Source organism: Thermogemmatispora carboxidivorans (assembly GCF_000702505.1).
Classification (GTDB): domain Bacteria; phylum Chloroflexota; class Ktedonobacteria; order Ktedonobacterales; family Ktedonobacteraceae; genus Thermogemmatispora; species Thermogemmatispora carboxidivorans.
Map to the genome: position 1 here is coordinate 823,773 of NZ_JNIM01000001.1, position 15,426 is coordinate 839,198.

At 60.7% G+C, this 15,426-nt stretch carries 14 protein-coding genes; 8 read left to right on the top strand and 6 right to left on the bottom strand.

Annotated elements, in window-relative coordinates; genetic code table 11:
• Nucleotides 1-19: 19 nt before the first annotated feature.
• Both N688_RS03175 and N688_RS03180 read right to left on the bottom strand, forming a co-directional pair.
• A complete protein-coding gene (locus N688_RS03175; protein WP_052887931.1) occupies nt 20-1,720 on the bottom strand; it encodes a phospholipase D-like domain-containing protein in 1,701 nt (566 codons plus the stop codon).
• A gap of 192 nt (nt 1,721-1,912) precedes the next feature.
• Nucleotides 1,913-3,310 (bottom strand): NAD-dependent succinate-semialdehyde dehydrogenase, encoded by a 1,398-nt coding sequence (locus N688_RS03180; RefSeq protein WP_052887932.1) that lies wholly within the window; start codon nt 3,308-3,310, stop codon nt 1,913-1,915.
• Nucleotides 3,311-3,592: 282 nt separating this feature from the next.
• Here N688_RS03180 and N688_RS03185 point away from each other — a divergent pair, with 282 nt between their 5' ends.
• Together N688_RS03185 and N688_RS03190 are read left to right on the top strand one after the other, a co-directional pair.
• Nucleotides 3,593-4,372, top strand: coding sequence for a class I SAM-dependent methyltransferase (locus N688_RS03185; protein ID WP_052887933.1), 780 nt, complete (start codon nt 3,593-3,595; stop codon nt 4,370-4,372).
• A 68-nt stretch (nt 4,373-4,440) separates the two neighbouring features.
• The gene (locus N688_RS03190; RefSeq protein WP_052887934.1) at nt 4,441-5,070 is read left to right on the top strand and encodes a GNAT family N-acetyltransferase; all 630 of its coding nucleotides are present in this window, start codon (nt 4,441-4,443) and stop codon (nt 5,068-5,070) included.
• A 21-nt stretch (nt 5,071-5,091) separates the two neighbouring features.
• Here N688_RS03190 and N688_RS03195 read toward each other — a convergent pair whose 3' ends face one another.
• Complete coding sequence (locus N688_RS03195; protein ID WP_052887935.1) at nt 5,092-6,342, bottom strand: cytochrome P450; 1,251 nt, start codon at nt 6,340-6,342, stop codon at nt 5,092-5,094.
• A 320-nt stretch (nt 6,343-6,662) separates the two neighbouring features.
• On the opposite strand from N688_RS03195, the gene N688_RS03200 reads away from it, so the two are divergent.
• Together N688_RS03200 and N688_RS03205 are read left to right on the top strand one after the other, a co-directional pair.
• Nucleotides 6,663-8,120 (top strand): alkaline phosphatase family protein, encoded by a 1,458-nt coding sequence (locus N688_RS03200; protein WP_052887936.1) that lies wholly within the window; start codon nt 6,663-6,665, stop codon nt 8,118-8,120.
• Between the two features lie 441 nt (nt 8,121-8,561).
• Entirely contained in the window at nt 8,562-9,602 is a 1,041-nt protein-coding gene (locus N688_RS03205; protein WP_156025270.1) for an alpha/beta hydrolase, read from the top strand.
• On the opposite strand, the gene N688_RS03210 is transcribed toward N688_RS03205, so the two are convergent.
• Nucleotides 9,603-10,559: a ribonuclease Z gene (locus N688_RS03210; protein ID WP_052887938.1), complete on the bottom strand. Its 957-nt coding sequence runs from the start codon at nt 10,557-10,559 to the stop codon at nt 9,603-9,605.
• A gap of 13 nt (nt 10,560-10,572) precedes the next feature.
• On the bottom strand, nt 10,573-10,755 hold the full coding sequence (locus N688_RS03215; RefSeq protein ID WP_052887939.1) for a hypothetical protein: 183 nt from the start codon (nt 10,753-10,755) through the stop codon (nt 10,573-10,575).
• A gap of 260 nt (nt 10,756-11,015) precedes the next feature.
• Here N688_RS03215 and N688_RS03220 point away from each other — a divergent pair, with 260 nt between their 5' ends.
• Complete coding sequence (locus N688_RS03220; protein ID WP_052887940.1) at nt 11,016-11,690, top strand: DUF3267 domain-containing protein; 675 nt, start codon at nt 11,016-11,018, stop codon at nt 11,688-11,690.
• Between the two features lie 121 nt (nt 11,691-11,811).
• On the top strand, nt 11,812-12,837 hold the full coding sequence (gene mutM / locus N688_RS03225; protein ID WP_052887941.1) for a bifunctional DNA-formamidopyrimidine glycosylase/DNA-(apurinic or apyrimidinic site) lyase: 1,026 nt from the start codon (nt 11,812-11,814) through the stop codon (nt 12,835-12,837).
• Here mutM and N688_RS03230 read toward each other — a convergent pair.
• Entirely contained in the window at nt 12,824-13,315 is a 492-nt protein-coding gene (locus N688_RS03230; protein WP_156025271.1) for a hypothetical protein, read from the bottom strand. The two genes, mutM and N688_RS03230, sit on opposite strands and share 14 nt — an antisense overlap.
• A 769-nt stretch (nt 13,316-14,084) precedes the next feature.
• Between N688_RS03230 and larB the strand changes: the two genes are divergently transcribed.
• Nucleotides 14,085-14,897 carry a nickel pincer cofactor biosynthesis protein LarB gene (gene larB, locus N688_RS03235; protein WP_081838460.1) on the top strand — a complete coding sequence of 271 codons (813 nt, stop codon included), beginning with the start codon at nt 14,085-14,087 and terminating at the stop codon, nt 14,895-14,897.
• Nucleotides 14,898-15,000: 103 nt separating this feature from the next.
• Complete coding sequence (locus N688_RS03240) at nt 15,001-15,309, top strand: KGG domain-containing protein (protein WP_052887943.1); 309 nt, start codon at nt 15,001-15,003, stop codon at nt 15,307-15,309.
• Nucleotides 15,310-15,426 lie beyond the last annotated feature (117 nt).

The following is a 15,426-nucleotide window of genomic DNA, read 5'->3' on the forward strand; positions in this document are numbered from 1 at the left end:
CGGGGGGCCGGCTATCCTCTCAGATCGCAGGCTCCGCGGGTTTTTCCTGCTCAATCCAGCCTTGGGCCTCATCGCAGGAGAGACCTTGCGCTCTGGCCTCTTCGGCTGTGAGATAAGGGAGAACGTGCCCGACCAGTAACTGACCGGCGCGGTAGCGTTCGAGATTAGCGCGTGCCTGCTCTGCCAGAAGCAGTAGCCCCTGCTCGCTCTGTCCCAGACGGCGCTCCAGCTCCGTGAAAAGGTCACGGGCGCGAGCCTGACGTGCGGGACGCAAAGGCTGGCGTCCCAGGTAGCGCAAAAGGGCCAGCATATCTTCGTCGGGCACCAGGCCGAGGTGTTCGCCCCAGAGGAGCAGGCGCAGGCCACGAGCCAGCTCACGATCCAGCGTGGCCACATTCATCTCGGCATCATCGCGCATACCCCGGTTATTCAGGTTAGCTGACCCCACTGTCGCCCAGAGATCGTCGACCAGGGCTACTTTGGCATGGACATAGATAGGGCGATAACGTACCTGCCCGTCGACCAGATCGGACGTGGCGAGCGTCAAAACGAGCAGACGGCCCTCCTGGACGGCCTCGGGAGCCTCCTCACGAAGGCGCTGTAGACCGGCATCGCTGAAAGCGCGGCCCACATTGGGATGGTCCGGTAGGACCATGACGAGCTGGGCGCCACGCCGCAGAGCCTCCCCAAGCAAGCGAATATTCTGCTCCATATCGGGGCTATCCGACCCGATAAAGGGGATGTTCAGTCCCAGAAAGGAACGGAGCCAGAAATACTGGTTCTCCAGGTAGATCAGCTGCTGCGCGTTACGGAACGCTGCAGCGTAGAGCTGGGCGATCCCCTGGATGCCCCCCTCGGGAGGAAAGCGGTAGGTATGCTGAGGAATGGTACGCGCAAGCTGAACCGCCGTACGACTCTGCAGCGGCGGCGGTAGTGGATGCTCCGGTACCAGTAATGTTGCCTCAAGCCCTTTGCGCTGCACCACATCGTTCCAACGCTGGCGGAAATTCAGCTCAACGTCGGCGGCTGCCGGTCCTTCGATCAGGGCGTGGGCATCATGCCAGGGATGGGGAGAAGCCGGTTTGGCCAGCAGGCGACGCAGGGGAGTAAAGAGAGGATGAGGATGCATATCCCAGCGATCAAACTCGCCGTCGTTCTCGATCAGGGGATCAATGCCGCCCACAAAGGCGTAGTGCCCGTCGATTACACTGGTCTTCTGATGCAGCGCCTCCGCTGGATGATGGAGCAGGCCGCGTGAACTATCATCGAGCAAGCAGAGCACGCCGACAGCGCTCAGCTCCTCGTAGGCTTGCTGAGGATGGTAGTGCGAAAAAATTTCCGGGCAGTCCCAGAGCAGGACACGCACCTCAACGCCGTGTTGGACAGCATAGCCGAGGACCGTCTGTAGCGTCAGTTCGTGATTGCACCAAAAAGCGATGTCCTCATCGCTCAGGCCCGCCAGGCGCAGCTCAGCGACCAGCTCCTGCTGTTCGGAGCTATCATCAGGTCCAGCGCGCTGATCTCGACCACGCACGAGCGGCATCGAGGGGGTCAGGCCCCAGTGAGCAAGATAAATATAGTTTTTGGCCTGGAAGCAGGCCAGGCAGAAGGCGAGGAGCGTGGCATGGCCATCAACCAGGTAGGTCACGCGCGAATCGCGGCGCACGGGCGTATCGCCTTCGGCCCACCACTGCCGCTCGTCGGCGCTTGCTGCGCTCATGGCATCTCTCCCTCCGTCGCTCAAATTGTGCGCCGGACAACAAAGCTCTTCCTGCCGGCAGGCCCCCTGATTGTAGCATTCTCCCCATGAGAGGCGCAAGCCTGGGATGAGCCGCAGAAACAAAGAGGAGTGGCTCGATCGAAGGCGTACTTTCGACCAAGTCACTCCTCCTCATTGAAGAGGATCGCCTGCTTACTGGCGGGTGGGTCCGATCCAGACCGTTTGGATATTGACGAACTCGCGGATACCGAAGACCGCTAGCTCGCGACCGTAGCCGCTATGCTTGACGCCGCCGAAGGGCAGACGTGGGTCGCTGGCGGTCATCCCATTAATAAAGACACCGCCGGTCTCGAAATGGCGAGCCAGCTGGCGTGCACGCTCGACATTGCGCGTCCAGATATTGCCCCCCAGGCCGAAAGGCGAAGCATTGGCCAGCTCCAGGGCATGCTCAGCATCGCGGGCATAAATCACCGCCGCAGCCGGGCCGAAGGTCTCCTCGCGGAACATCGGCATCTCCGGGGTCACCCCGCTGACGATCGTCGGCTCGTAGAAGAAGCCGTGGCCCGAGCCGGGCTGACCACCCAGGAGCAGGCGCCCGCCCATCTGGAGCGTCTCCTCAACCTGGCGCCGCAGGGTCTCGCGCAAATCGCCTCGCGCCAGTGGGCCGATCTGGGTCTCCCGCTGCAGAGGATCACCCATGCGCAGCCGGGAAGCGACCTCAACAAAACGCCGCTCAAAATCGGCGGCCACCGACTCCACGACGATGAAGCGCTTGGCTGCAATGCAGCTCTGGCCGGTGTTCTGAAAGCGCGAACGTGTCGCCCATTCGGCAGCGGCATCAAGATCGGCATCCTCCAGAACGATAAAGGCATCGGAACCACCCAGCTCCAGGACATGCTTCTTGAGCGCGCGCCCACTGGCGGCAGCCACCTCCATACCCACATCGGCGCTGCCCGTCAGGGTGACAGCAGCGATGCGCGGATCGCTAATCAGCTTCTCGGTCTCAGCACCGCGCACCAGCACCGTGCGGAAAACGCCCTCGGGGAAACCACACTCGCGGAAAACACGTTCGATCTCCAGGGCGCAGCGCGACACATTGGAGGCGTGCTTGAGGACTGTTGTATTGCCCGCCATCAGCGCTGGCGCGGCGAAACGAAACACCTGCCAGAAAGGGAAATTCCAGGGCATCAAGGCCAGAACCACACCCAGAGGACGGAAAGCCACGTAGCTCTCGCTGGCGCTACTCTCGGCGGGCTGATCGGCCAGGAACTGCTCAGCGTGCTCAGCGTAATAATCGCAACCCCAGGCACATTTGACAATCTCTGCCTCGGCCTCCGCAATGGGCTTGCCCATCTCGAGCGTAATCTGCTGTCCCAGCTCCTCCTTATGCTCGCGCAGATAGGCAGCAAGACGCCGGAAGAGGCCAGCCCGCTCCGCAAAGCTCGTATCCCGCCAGCGCAGGAAGGTGCTGCGTGCCTGATCAAGTGCAGCGTTGATCTGCTCATCCGTGAAGAGTTCAAAGGTTTCCAGCACTTCTTCGGTGGCCGGGTTAATCGACTGGATGGTCGGCCTGATCGATTGGATGGTCATCGGCACAACTCCCCGGGAACGAAAATAAGGGTCTCCTCTCGACTGTATTATATCATCCCACTGGCCGCCTTTCCGGCCCCTTGCTCTCTTGCCAATAGCCAAGATATTGCTACCGGATCTCTTATCTTTCTGAAGATTTGACAGATTGCCAGAATGATGGTAAAATTCTCCATATGGATGGCAAATAAATTCATTGGTAAGGAGCTTTTTACTAAGCCAGACGGAGAGCGTCGCTGACGCCCTGATGGCGAGAGTACAGTTGAAAGTAAGGAGGCCGGAGTAATGTTGACTCAGTCTGAGATCAAGAAGCCGGATTACGGAGTTGATGCTCCCGGCGTGGTGCGTGTGCTCGTGCTCGTCGGGCTATGCCTCTGTGTGCTGGCGCTAGGGTTGCTGATTGTCTTTCGTCTCAATGCTCTTGTCATTGTGCTTGCGGCCTGGGTGATTTTATGGGCCTTGGTCTGTCTGGGGGAGGCGCTGGCCATGCTCTGGACCTCGCGGGTTGGGAAGCTGCGCGAGATTCGGCGCATGCTCGATTGTCTCGTCCTCTCCGGCGATGAAGAGGTGCTTGACGTCGGCTGTGGGCGAGGGATGCTGCTGATCGAGGCGGCCCGTCGCCTGCGCAGCGGGCACGCCACGGGCATTGACATCTGGAGCGAGCGCGATCAGAGCGGCAACAGTCCGCAGGTCACCCAGGAGAATGCGCGTCTGGCTGGGGTAGCAGAGCGTGTTACTGTGCTCACTGCTGACGCCCGGCAGTTGCCTTTTCCGTCAGAGCATTTCGATGTTATCGTCTCCTGTCTCGCCCTGCACAATATCGATGGGAGGGAGGAGCGCTGTCAGGCTCTGCGTGAGATGCTGCGGGTGCTCAAGCCTGGAGGGAGGATTGCCATGCTCGACTTTACCCACGTGAAGGAATATGCCCAGGATCTACAGACCCTGGGGGTGGACCAGCTCACCCTCGGGCGTCCCTCCTGGCGCGTCTTTCCCCCGCTGCGTATGTTGCTGGCCCGCAAGCTGCCAGTCTCTGAGAAGAGCGAGACTGCTGCGACGACCATCTGAAGCGGGGCGCAGACTCGTGCTTGAGGCTGGACGAAGAAGGCCAGGAGGAGCGAGGAGGAGGCGCTGTCATGAGTATTCTCTTGCACGGTCTGAGTCTGGTCACGCCTGAACTGTCTGACCGTCAAGGGTTGCTCTGGCTCTTCAGGGTCTGCGATCATGATCTCGACGACGCCGACTGTGGAGGTGAGCCGCTGCTCAGCGCGGAAGAGAGCTGGCTGGTCAAGACTCGCTCGGGGGAGCCGGTTGCCTATGCTGATCTTCGTTGCCAGCGGCTGGACCGGGAGATCGCAGGCGCAGCCGGCCTGGCCTCTCGGCTGCGCCTCCTCGTTCATCCTGACTATCGTCGTCGGGGCCTGGGCACACTCTTGCTCCGGCTGGCTGAAGAGCAGGCCAACCGGCTGGCCGTTGCTCTTTTCTCTCAGCAAGAGGGCGGCATACCGATCACGCTGCTGTTCTGGATACCAATACTGCTCAGACGAGACAGATGTGGTGTGCTGCGCTTCTTAAAGCGCGAGGGCTATACTCTTCTGGCTTCTGGCTGTCGAGCCTGGCCGCAGGCAGAGGCAGGAACGGGCAGCCCGCGAGCGCTGTCCCTGTTGGCTCTGCCGGTGCGGCCATGTCGGCCTCTGCTGATCTACGCCAAAGAGATCGTCCTGGCACGACAGGCGATCCTCTCTGCTGCTGCGCGTGACCCGTAAGTTGTCTCCTGCTGCGGCCCTCTAGCTGGCAGAGACCGGGGCAAACGTCACGGGCAGCGCTTGCAAGCCGCGGAAGACCAGAGAGGGAAAGTGCTCGACCTGCTCGGTTGCCAGGCGTAACTCCGGCAGGCGTCGAAGCAGGGTCGTAAAGGCTACCTCTGCCTCCAGGCGAGCCAGCGGGGCCCCAAGGCAGAAGTGTGGACCGTGGCCGAAGGCCAGATGGCGATTGTCTGCGCGGCGGAGGTCGAGGCGGTCAGGCTCAGGGAACTGCTCGGGGTCGCGATTGGCTGCTCCCAGCACAGTCAGCACCTCCTCGCCAGCCTTGAAGCGTCGCCCGATCCATTCCACGTCAGTCTTGAGGCGACGCGAAGTCAGTTGCACTGGACTATCGTAGCGTAAAAGTTCCATCACCGCAGTTGGTGCCAGACTGGGATGGTCCCGCAGCAGCTCAAGCTGCTCTGGATGCTGCAAGAGGGCATAGAGACCGTTGCCAAGCAGATGGGTGGTGGTACCATGACCGGCGGCCAGCAACAAAACGCAGTTCCCGAGCAGCTCTTCCTCATTCAGGCGGTCGCCCTGTTCCTCTGCCATAATCAGGGCTTGCAGAAGATCATCGCGCGGAGCCAGGCGTCGCTGTGCGATCTGGCGCCTGAAGTAGTCCAGGAATTCAGCGATGCCGCTCAAGGTTTTCAGCAGCTCCTCGAAACCCAGATTGCTGCCATCCAGCAGCCGGCCAAAGTCGCGTGTCCAGACAATGAACTGACTGCGATCCTCGGGCGGCACTCCCAGCATCTCGGCGATCACAATCGCTGGCAAAGGATAGGCGAAATCGGCGACGAATTCCATCTGTCCTTGCTCCTGCACCGCATCGAGCAGCTCGTTGACAAGGCGCTGCACGCGCGGGCGCAGGCTTTCAACCATGCGCGGCGTGAAGGCCCGCGCTACCAGGCTGCGCAGACGCGAATGATCAGGGGGATCGAGAAAGAGCATCTGACGGGAGACCGCCCGGAGGGCAGGCTCTAGCTGAGGACGTAGCTCCTCTGGCATCCAGGCCGTCTCCAGGGAACCCCAGGCCGACGAAAAGCGTGGGTCGCGCAGCACAGCTACAACATCGCTGTAGCGCGTCAGTACCCAGGCCCGCATCTCATCGTCCCAATAGATGGGATCGTGCTCACGCAGGCGGCGATAGAGAGGGTAGGGATTGGCCAGATATTCCGGCCTCTGGGCATCGCTCAGCGTCAGGCGCTGGCGAGTGCTCTGGGGATCTTGCATGTCCGTTGCTGCTCCTTGCTAGACAAGCTGCAACTCTCTGAACGGCGAAAAGGAATCAGGTGACTGTGAGTCTGTAACCAGACCGCGGTTGGCCGGGTCTGTTTCCCCTTGCTGTTCTTATACCCTACCACAGCGCCCGGACCGAGGACAATGCTCCCTCTGCCCTGCTCTCACTCGCAGGTCTGGCCTCGGGCAGAGAGGGCCGCCTATGGAGAAATCTTTATGGGGCGCGCCTGGCATTAACCAGATCTTGACAAATTTGCGCTCTCTAGCGGCAACATTTATCAGATATACTGCTGTACAGTAATTTGAGGGGGATCATGCGGGTCTTGCTTATTGGGGTGGATGGTCTGACGTTACGCATTGTGAAACCGCTGATGGCGCAAGGATTGCTCCCCCATCTGCGGCAGATCTACGAGGGGGGAGCGCATGCCTTGTTACGGGCACCGCTTCCGCCAGCGGCGATCACCCGCTGGCAGGCCATCATGACCGGTCTTCCGCCGCAGAGGCAAGGCCTGATTCCGGGCTATGACGAGTACGACCGCTGTCTGCTGGAGGCGGCTGCGCCGCGCTCGACTATGTCAGTCGTGGGCGAGCTGGCACAAGAGGACGCGGCGCTCTGGAGCCACCTGAGCGCCTGGGGGCGGCGGGTCCTGGTCGTCAATGTTCCTGCAACCTATCCGCCACGTCCCATCAATGGCATCATGCTCAGCGGTCCGCCGGCGCCGCCGTTCTATGCCGGCCTTGCCTATCCACCCGACTTCGCTGCCAGGCTGCTGGAAGTCATTCCACATTATCAGCTTGCGCCCACCTGGCGCGGACTGGCGGCCTGGTTCAGAGAACCTCTGGTCGAGATTCGTCGCCTCCTGGCAGATCGCTCTGCTCTGCTGGACATGCTGCTACGCGAAGCATGGGATTGCTGTCTCTTCGTACTCCATGAGATTGATCTGCTGCAACATCTCTACTGGGACCGCGTGCTCGATCTCAGCCGCGAGGTGGTTGTGTGCTATGGCCTTCTCGATGAACTCCTTGGGCGAGCGCTGAGCGCCCTACAGCCGTCTGACCTGCTGATCCTTCTCTCACCCTATAGCTTTCAGAGCATCAAGCGTACTTTTCATCTGAAAGAATATCTGAGGCGCTATACTCCTCATTTTCCTTTTGTGGGGGGAGTTGCGCCGCGAGGGGCCGGCTGGCCTGCTCGGAGGGAGGAAGCGCGGCTACTGGCTCCTCTGCCTGCGCGGAGGCGCTGGCGAGTCTGTCGGCTGGTGACATCTCCTGAGAGGTCAGCTGAGCCACCGCTAGCGGGTGGTTCCCTCCTTTGGCTCCCGGCCTCATCGCCGCTGGGAGGCTATGCCGCTATCGCTCTTGCCGACCACCTCACCGAACAGCACATCGAAGAGTTCATCGCCGATCTGCAGGCCCAGGTTGATCCAGCAACGGCCTATCCAGCCATTGGGGACCTGTACCGTGACGAAACCTGTCCGCACAGTCAGGAGCGGCGCCTTATGCTCCTGGCCCACGATGGAATACTGCTCTCGCAGGCCCTGGGGCAGCGGCAGCTCTGGGGCGCAGGTGAGCCGTGCTATGGGATGCATCATCCAGACGGGCTGCTCTGCCTTTATGGGGCGGGACTCCAGCGGTCTGTACTCAGGCCTGTCTCTGCCTACGACATTGTCCCAACCGTACTGGCCGCCCTTGATCTGCCTCTCCCTGCGTGGCTCGTGGGCCGTCCCCTCGTAGGGGCTAGGGCGCCCCTTGCAAGGCCGTCTCCGATATAGTATCATAGCTAATGAGCTAATTTATGAAAGATGTCGACCTACGATTGCAATCAGGATTGCAAGAGCGACCTCAAACTGCCTGATTGGCTGCAGCGGCAGGCGAGCGACGCCAGACAGCACGCCGCTGCCTCTATTTCTCTCTGGGGTGGGCGGGCTGTAGTGGGGGGAGTTCATCTACGAAAGCGTGCATCGACTCGCGTATGCCTGGCTAGTGCAAGGTGTTTTTTACGCCTTTCGCATGGATGAGGCAGACCCGGCTGCGAAAGGAGCATCGGCTCGTCTGAACGCGCGAGCGGGCAGGGCCGATGCTCCTGCCACCTGGGGCACGAGTCGCAGAGTCAGAGCAACGGTATGGCTAGTTAGCTCAGCTGTCCCTCTGGGCAGACGTGATCTTGTCCCTCTGGGCCAATCAGCTAGCGAGTAGAAAGGTTGGCGGCCTCTGTGCTAGAGCTAAGCAAGATTCGTGTGGGCAAGCCTTCTTTGAAGCAGCTTTTGGTTGGCGGCCTGGGGAGCGTCATCGGAGTGGCAGGATTCGTCGTCACAGTAGCTGTCTATGTGGTTGAAACCCTGATCCGTCCCAAGAAAATCGTCAGTTTTGCGGACCTCTACAAAATCTCTCCCTTTGAGCTTGAGCTGCCAGCCGAGGCGGTGACCTTTCCGGCATCCAGCAGCGACCACATGGTCAATGGCTGGTACATTCCCTATCCAGGGGCCACCACAACCATCCTGGTCTGCCCCGGCTACCGCTCAGGGATGGCCGACGTGCTTGGCATGTGTGCCCACCTCTGGAAAGCCGGCCATAACGTCCTCGTCTTTGAGTATTACGGGCATGGGCAAGAGGTAGGCAAACCGGTCACCCTCGGCTACCGCGAGATCAATGATTTCATGGGAGCAGTGGCCTATGCCAGAGAGCGCGCTCCTCATGCTCGCCTGGGGGTCATTGCCTATTCGATGGGGGCTGCTGTGGCCATCATGTGCAGCGCTCGCTGTCAGGATGTAGAGGCAATTGTTGCTGACAGCTCATTTGCCACTCACTGGAGCGTTATCGACTATAACGTTCACCGCGTGCTCCACTTACCTGCTGCTCCCTTCACCTGGGTCGCCGATTACCTGCTTTGGTGGCGTGCGGGCTATCGCTTTGACCAGGTGGCCCCGCTGCGCGACATTGGCAAGATCGCGCCGCGGCCCATTCTCATCATCCACGGCGGCAAAGATTCCCTGGTTGACCCACGCGATGCCCCGCTTCTTTACGAGGCAGCCGAAGAACCGAAAGAGCTGTGGATCGTGCCCGAAGCTGACCACTGCGGCGCCTACTTTGCGGATCGGCGTGCCTATGTCAACAAAGTGCTCTCCTTCTTCGAAGAGCATTTAAAGAAGCCCCGCCCTCACCTGCAGCTAGTCGAAGGTGAAGAAGCGGAGCCGATGTCACCACGCCCTGCTGAGCACGTGGAGGAAATCACGGACCTCTCCGAGGCCAGCTAATCAGTGAGCACGTTCCTGTGACTGCGAGCGCTCCCGTAGCTCGTCGGGGGTGGGGGAGTAACTCAGCGTCAGAATTTCCCCATCGCGAGCGGCCCGCGTCGCGCGAAAAACGCGCCGGGCCGCTTTTTCGGCGCTGGAAGGATCATGGATCTTAGGGCTGAAGTGAGTCAAGAGCAGCCCATGAGCGCTGGCCTCCTTGGCCAGGCGGGCAGCCTCTTCTGCCAGCATATGTCCGTGAGCGCGAGCCAGAGGAAGATCTGCCGGATCATCATACATACTCTCGCAGATCAGCAGGTCGACATCGTGGGCGAAAGCGCTCAGCTTAGGTGTTGGGCGTGTATCTGTGATAAAAGCCAGAGAGATACCGCGTCGCGGCGGGCCGAGCACCTGATCCGGGGTAATCAGTCGCCCCTCGTACTCAAGGCTCTCGCCGCGCTGTAAGCGTGACCAATACTGGACAGGCAGGCCCAGGGCCTGAGCGCGCTCCACCTGGAAGAGTGGACGGCGTGGCAGCTCCAGGCGGTAAGCCAGGCAAGGTATGCCATGCTGAGCGGGGGCGCAGGAGCCCTGCAATCCTCCTGGGAGGGTCAGCTTCTCACCGCCCTGTAGCTCCTGCACCTGCAGCGGGAAAGGGAGCTCGCCTGCAATACGCAGCAGGCCCTCGACGACATAGCGCGTTCCTGGTGGCCCGTAGAGCAGCAGCGGTTCCGTGCGTCCGGCGTGGGCCACCATAAAGAGCACGCCTGGCAGCCCTGCCACATGGTCGGCATGCATATGTGTCAAGCAGATGGCCCCTAGTTGACGAAAGCCCCAGCCCAGGCTCTTCCAGGGGATCTGTGTCCCTTCACCGCAGTCCAGCAGCGTGAGCGAAGCGCCACAGCGTACCAACACGCACGAAAGCCAGCGTCCCGGCAATGGCATCATGCCGCCTGTTCCCAGCATGCAGATGTCGATCATCGTCTGCCCGCATTCAGAGATTTTTCTGGTAGGCCCAGGCTAGCCCCAGGACGAAAATGGAGATCATCAGGTCGCTGCTGAGAGTAAGCGTTACCACGATGAAAGGGAAGCCAGAGATGATCATCATCGTGGCCAGCAAGAGCCAGAAGGCCAGCAGGGCAGCTGCCAGGTAGGCGAGGGCAGGAATTCGCCGCATAGGTTGCATCCTTTCGCGCCATTTCCCTCGTATGGTAGCACGCCCGGGGAGCCTTTGCAACCGGCATGGTTGCGGTCTCGTTCCTCAGCCGAAGGAGGCGAGCAACTGAGGCTAATGAGCGATCCTCTCCGCCTGGCTTGCGGCTCTCCTCTATCCTCTGAGCGAATAGCTGTGGTATCATCAATCTGCAGAAGCCTGGTCCCGGGAAAGATACGAAGAGGCCTGGCGAGTAAGCAAAGCTGCAAAGAGCGGGCGCAGCCGTGAGAATTATCGATCGCTTCCATCCTCAACGACGTCGAGAGCTTCAGACTGCTCTCGACGCTGGACTGGTTCTCCTGCGAGGAGAGGTTTCTCTGCTAGAGCCACCCTTGCTCTATCCGCTGACGCTGCTCAGTTTCCTGCTTCTGCTCATCGGGTTGGCGGGCTTCGGCGCTCTGGCTGTCCTCGTGCTCAGCTGGCGGTCCCTTCACGGCTGGTCCGTGGGGAGAGCCGACCTCGTGCACCTGCTCGTGTGGCTCGCGGTCAGCAGCGTCGTTTATCTGGTCCTGCTGCCCCTACACGAGCTGCTACATGGGCTGGTCTTCCGGTTCTGGGGAGGGCGGCCCTATTACGGGATGCGCCTCCCTGTGGCCCTCTATTGCGGCGCGCGTCATCAGCTCTTCTGGCGCAACCAGTATCTCACAGTGGGCCTGGCTCCCTGTCTGGTCCTCTCTCTTCTCCTGGCCCTGCTCATGTGGTGCTGGCCAGCAGTAGCTCCGTACCTGGTCCTGGCAGGGGCTGGTCATCTCTCCGGTTGTGCCGGCGACTTGCTGGCGATCTGGCTGCTCTTGCGCTATCCGTCCCGCCTTTGCATTGAAGATACAGAGACGGGCTTTCGGGTCTGGGAAATTTTCCCCCTCCTCCTCGATTCCGACTCCGTGACCCGAACAAACTGAAGCCTGGCTCTGTGGCAGGGATCAGGGACAGTGGGCATGATGCGGCAGAGCGCTGGCTGCTGCACCCCTGGCGGCTTTGCTCTCAGGCAGTACAGGTATCATCAAGCGAGCGAGTAGAATCATGCCAGAACTACCAGAAGTTGAATATACGGCGCGTCAGGTACGCGCTGCTCTTGTTGGAGCCAGTATTGCGGAAGCGCAAGTCTTTTGGGAGCGGAGCATTGCCCGGCCCAACAGCAGGGCCTTCTGTCAGGACATTGCCGGACGGCGCATTGAAGGGGTCCGCCGCCGCGGCAAGCTGCTCCTGCTGGACCTTAGCGGTGACTATCTATTGACCATCCACCGGCGCATGACCGGCAACCTGCTCGTCCTGCCTCCTGGCTGGAGCCTTGACTGCCGGCTCCAGCAGCAGGACCGGGCGTTGTGGGAACGAGTGGGACCAGCCTTTATCAGCGAGAGTTATCAGTGCCGTTGCCAGGAGAAGCAGCAAGAGGAGCAGGAGGAAGCCCTCTGTCTGCTACATGACCAACCATTCTACTGTCGTGTCTGCTTCACATTAGCTGATGGGAGGCGCTTACTCTATAACGACCTGCGCAAATTTGGCAAGCTGGCCCTCTGGTCCCGCAACCAGGAGGCTGAGGCTCTGGCTGGCCTGGGTCTCGAACCGCTCGACCCGGACTTCACCAGCGAGCGGCTGGCCTTGCTGCTGCAAGGAAAGAGGCGACCTATCAAACAAGTGCTTCTTGAGCAAACCCTGATTGCCGGTCTGGGGAACATCTATGCCGATGAAGCCCTGTTTGTAGCGGCCATCCATCCTCTGCGCCGGGCCGAGACACTCAGCTTCGAAGAAGTGGCCGTCCTGCGCCAGGCGATCGTCGCGGTGCTCCAGCTCGGCATCGAACATGGAGGAACCTCTTTCAACGACTATCGCGGCCTCTGGGGAGAAGCCGGCAGCAACTATGGCCATATGCAGGTCTACCAGCGCACTGGTCAACCCTGTCGACGCTGCGGTACAGCGATCCAGCGCATCAGCGTTGCCCAGCGGAGTACCCATTTCTGCCCGCGCTGTCAGCCAGTCAGCCAGTCAGCCAGCCAGCCAGCCGATTCTGTAGCCAGCCTTACCAGCAAGGACCTTACTGAGGCGTAAAGAAGGCCGGGCTGCAGCGCAGGCTAGCAGGCCCACCGGGGATATTCGTAAAAGTCACGTCGACAGTCGCCGGCACATTGCGCGGCTGTCGGCTGGCCAGGGGCAGCGTAAAGCGGACATAGCCGCCCTGATCACTCGTAGGCTGTTGTGTCAAAGGCGTATCGCCACTGCTAAAATGGACCACCGCCGTGGCTGTAGCGCCTGACACGCCCTGCATATTTTTAGTCAAGCGAGCATAGATAGTAATGACCGCTGTCGGAGACGGAGCATTGTTCGAAGCCCAAGCGCCGCAGCGGTAGGGCGGTTCTGTAGGCAGGGGCGAGGTGCTTGCCTGGAAGGCGGGATTAATGGTCACCGTCGCCGCCGGAGAAAGCTGGTTAGCTGTTGGGCCGCAGGCACTCAGTAGGAGCAGCCAGAGCATGGCCAATCCCGAGAGCAAGGCGCCCAAGCCCAAGCGCTGGTAGCGAGATCTCCTCATACAGGTTGTCACCCTGAACCTCTCTTACAAGGCATCGTGGTCGTTCCTCCGGTCCGGGCGGAAGCCAGCAGCGCGACGCCACAGGAATCCGACTGACCCTGGACCCTGACTCGCTCGCGCTCTGCCATCCTGCGATGTTCACTGTGTGCTGACAGGCAGGATACATCTGAAACGAGCATCTGACAAGCCCATTGCTGAGAGGCTGGCCCGAGACTCTCCCCTGGGAGGAATAGGTTTCCCATGAACGGTAGGTTGGGAGTCGCAGGGAGCCTCCGAGAAGCGGACAAAAAAGCATTTAGGGCATAAGAGTAAAGTACTCTTTGGCCCGGAGGAGCGGTTGCCGGTGCGACTCCATAGCACCTGTTAGAAATAGACCACATTTGGAGGTGCGAGTACATTATATCATAGACAGGTAGTATAGGAGAGCTTACGCCCAGCCGGCTTGGCCGGCAGGCGCTGAAGCAAGGGAACGCCTGGCAGGAGGTGGAGGAGAAACAGGTCGGCCCTCTGGTTGGGAGGGGCTATCTGCCTCTTTCTTGGTCTGCCTGGCGGCCTGAGCCGGACTCACCTGGCGACTGGCTGGGAATGTGGCGATTGAGCGGAAGCGCTTTTCCTAGACGTGCTTGTCCCACGGCCCTTATGGCCCTGGTGGTCCTGGTACCGGCATAATTGCCTTGTTCTTTCTATCGAAATGTGTTACACTACTGGGCGTTGGAGAATTCCTGGATAGGAAGACAATTATTTTGCTCAATCGGGAGTGTACATTTCCATGAGTCATCGGTCTGACGAACAGTGGGAGCTGTTCGCGGAGCTGGAGCAGCTGAGCGAGGGGCCGGAGATGCACAGCAGCGAGGGGTCGCAACCAGCCTCGTCGCGTGTGCAATCCGAGCCGGTTACAGTCCGTCCTGATCCTGGCCGCGAGCGCAGGAAAGGGGCGCCGGAAGTCATCTTTGGGGAGACCAAGGAGACGGCGCAAGTGATTGCTATGGCCGAGGCGCTGCTGGCTGGTTCAGGGCGAGCGATTGTCAGCCGCATGCGCTCAGAGACAAAGGAAGCACTCCTTGAGGTCTTTCGTGGTTACACCATTCGTCTGCGCGAAGCCGCCAGAGCGATGGTCATCTCCAGGCCCGATTTTGTGCGTCCCGACACGGGGGGGCATGTTGGTATCATCACGGCAGGCACCTCCGATGTCCCGGTAGCGGAGGAGGCGGCCCTCGTTGCCGAGGAAATGGGCTGCCGCGTGACCTGTATCTATGACGTGGGGGTGGCAGGGTTGCACCGTCTGGTTGGCCCGCTGCGCGACCTGCTCTCGAACGACGTAGATGCGATCGTGGTGGCCGCTGGCATGGATGGGGCGCTCCCTTCGGTCGTGGCAGGGCTGGTTCCTGTCCCTGTCATCGGCTTGCCCACTTCGGTTGGCTATGGCCTGGGCGGCAAGGGCATGGCCGCCCTGCTGTCAATGCTGCAGACGTGTGCCCCGGGCCTTGCCGTCGTCAATATCGATAACGGCGTCGGCGCGGGCATCACCGCGGCCCTGATCGCCAACCGCGTGGCTCAGGCTCGCAAGCATCCCTTGCGCTAGCTAGAAGGCTGCGAGATTTCTGTCTCTCTCGCTGGGAGCAGAGACTGTCTCGCCGCGTTGTTGGGTAAACGTGGATTTGAGTGAAAGAGAGGCGGGACCTTCTATGGCGAACAATAAACGCGGACCGGAACCCGGATCGCAGAAGGCCAAGCATGGCGGTCAGGCTGTGCGCGAGAAGTATGGTACGGAGTTCTACGCTAGAATCGGTAAGAAGGGAGGCGAAGCGGTCAAGCAGAAACGTGGCCCTCAGTTCTATTCCGAGATCGGTAAGAAAGGCGGAGAGTCGACGAAGCGTCAGCAAGGCTCGGCTTTCTACTCGCGCATTGGTAAGAAGGGCGGTGAGCGGGGACGTGCTGCTAGCTCTGCCGCTGCTCCAGCTCAGACGCCGGATGAGAGCGGCACTACTCCTTAGCATCGCCTGCTTCGTCTGCCGAGGGCCTCAGAGAGGAAGTGGCTTGCCCGCGCGCTCCCGCTGCTTCCCTCTTTCTCGTGCAGGCGGGCCTGAGATGAGAGATGTCGGTGTGTTTGC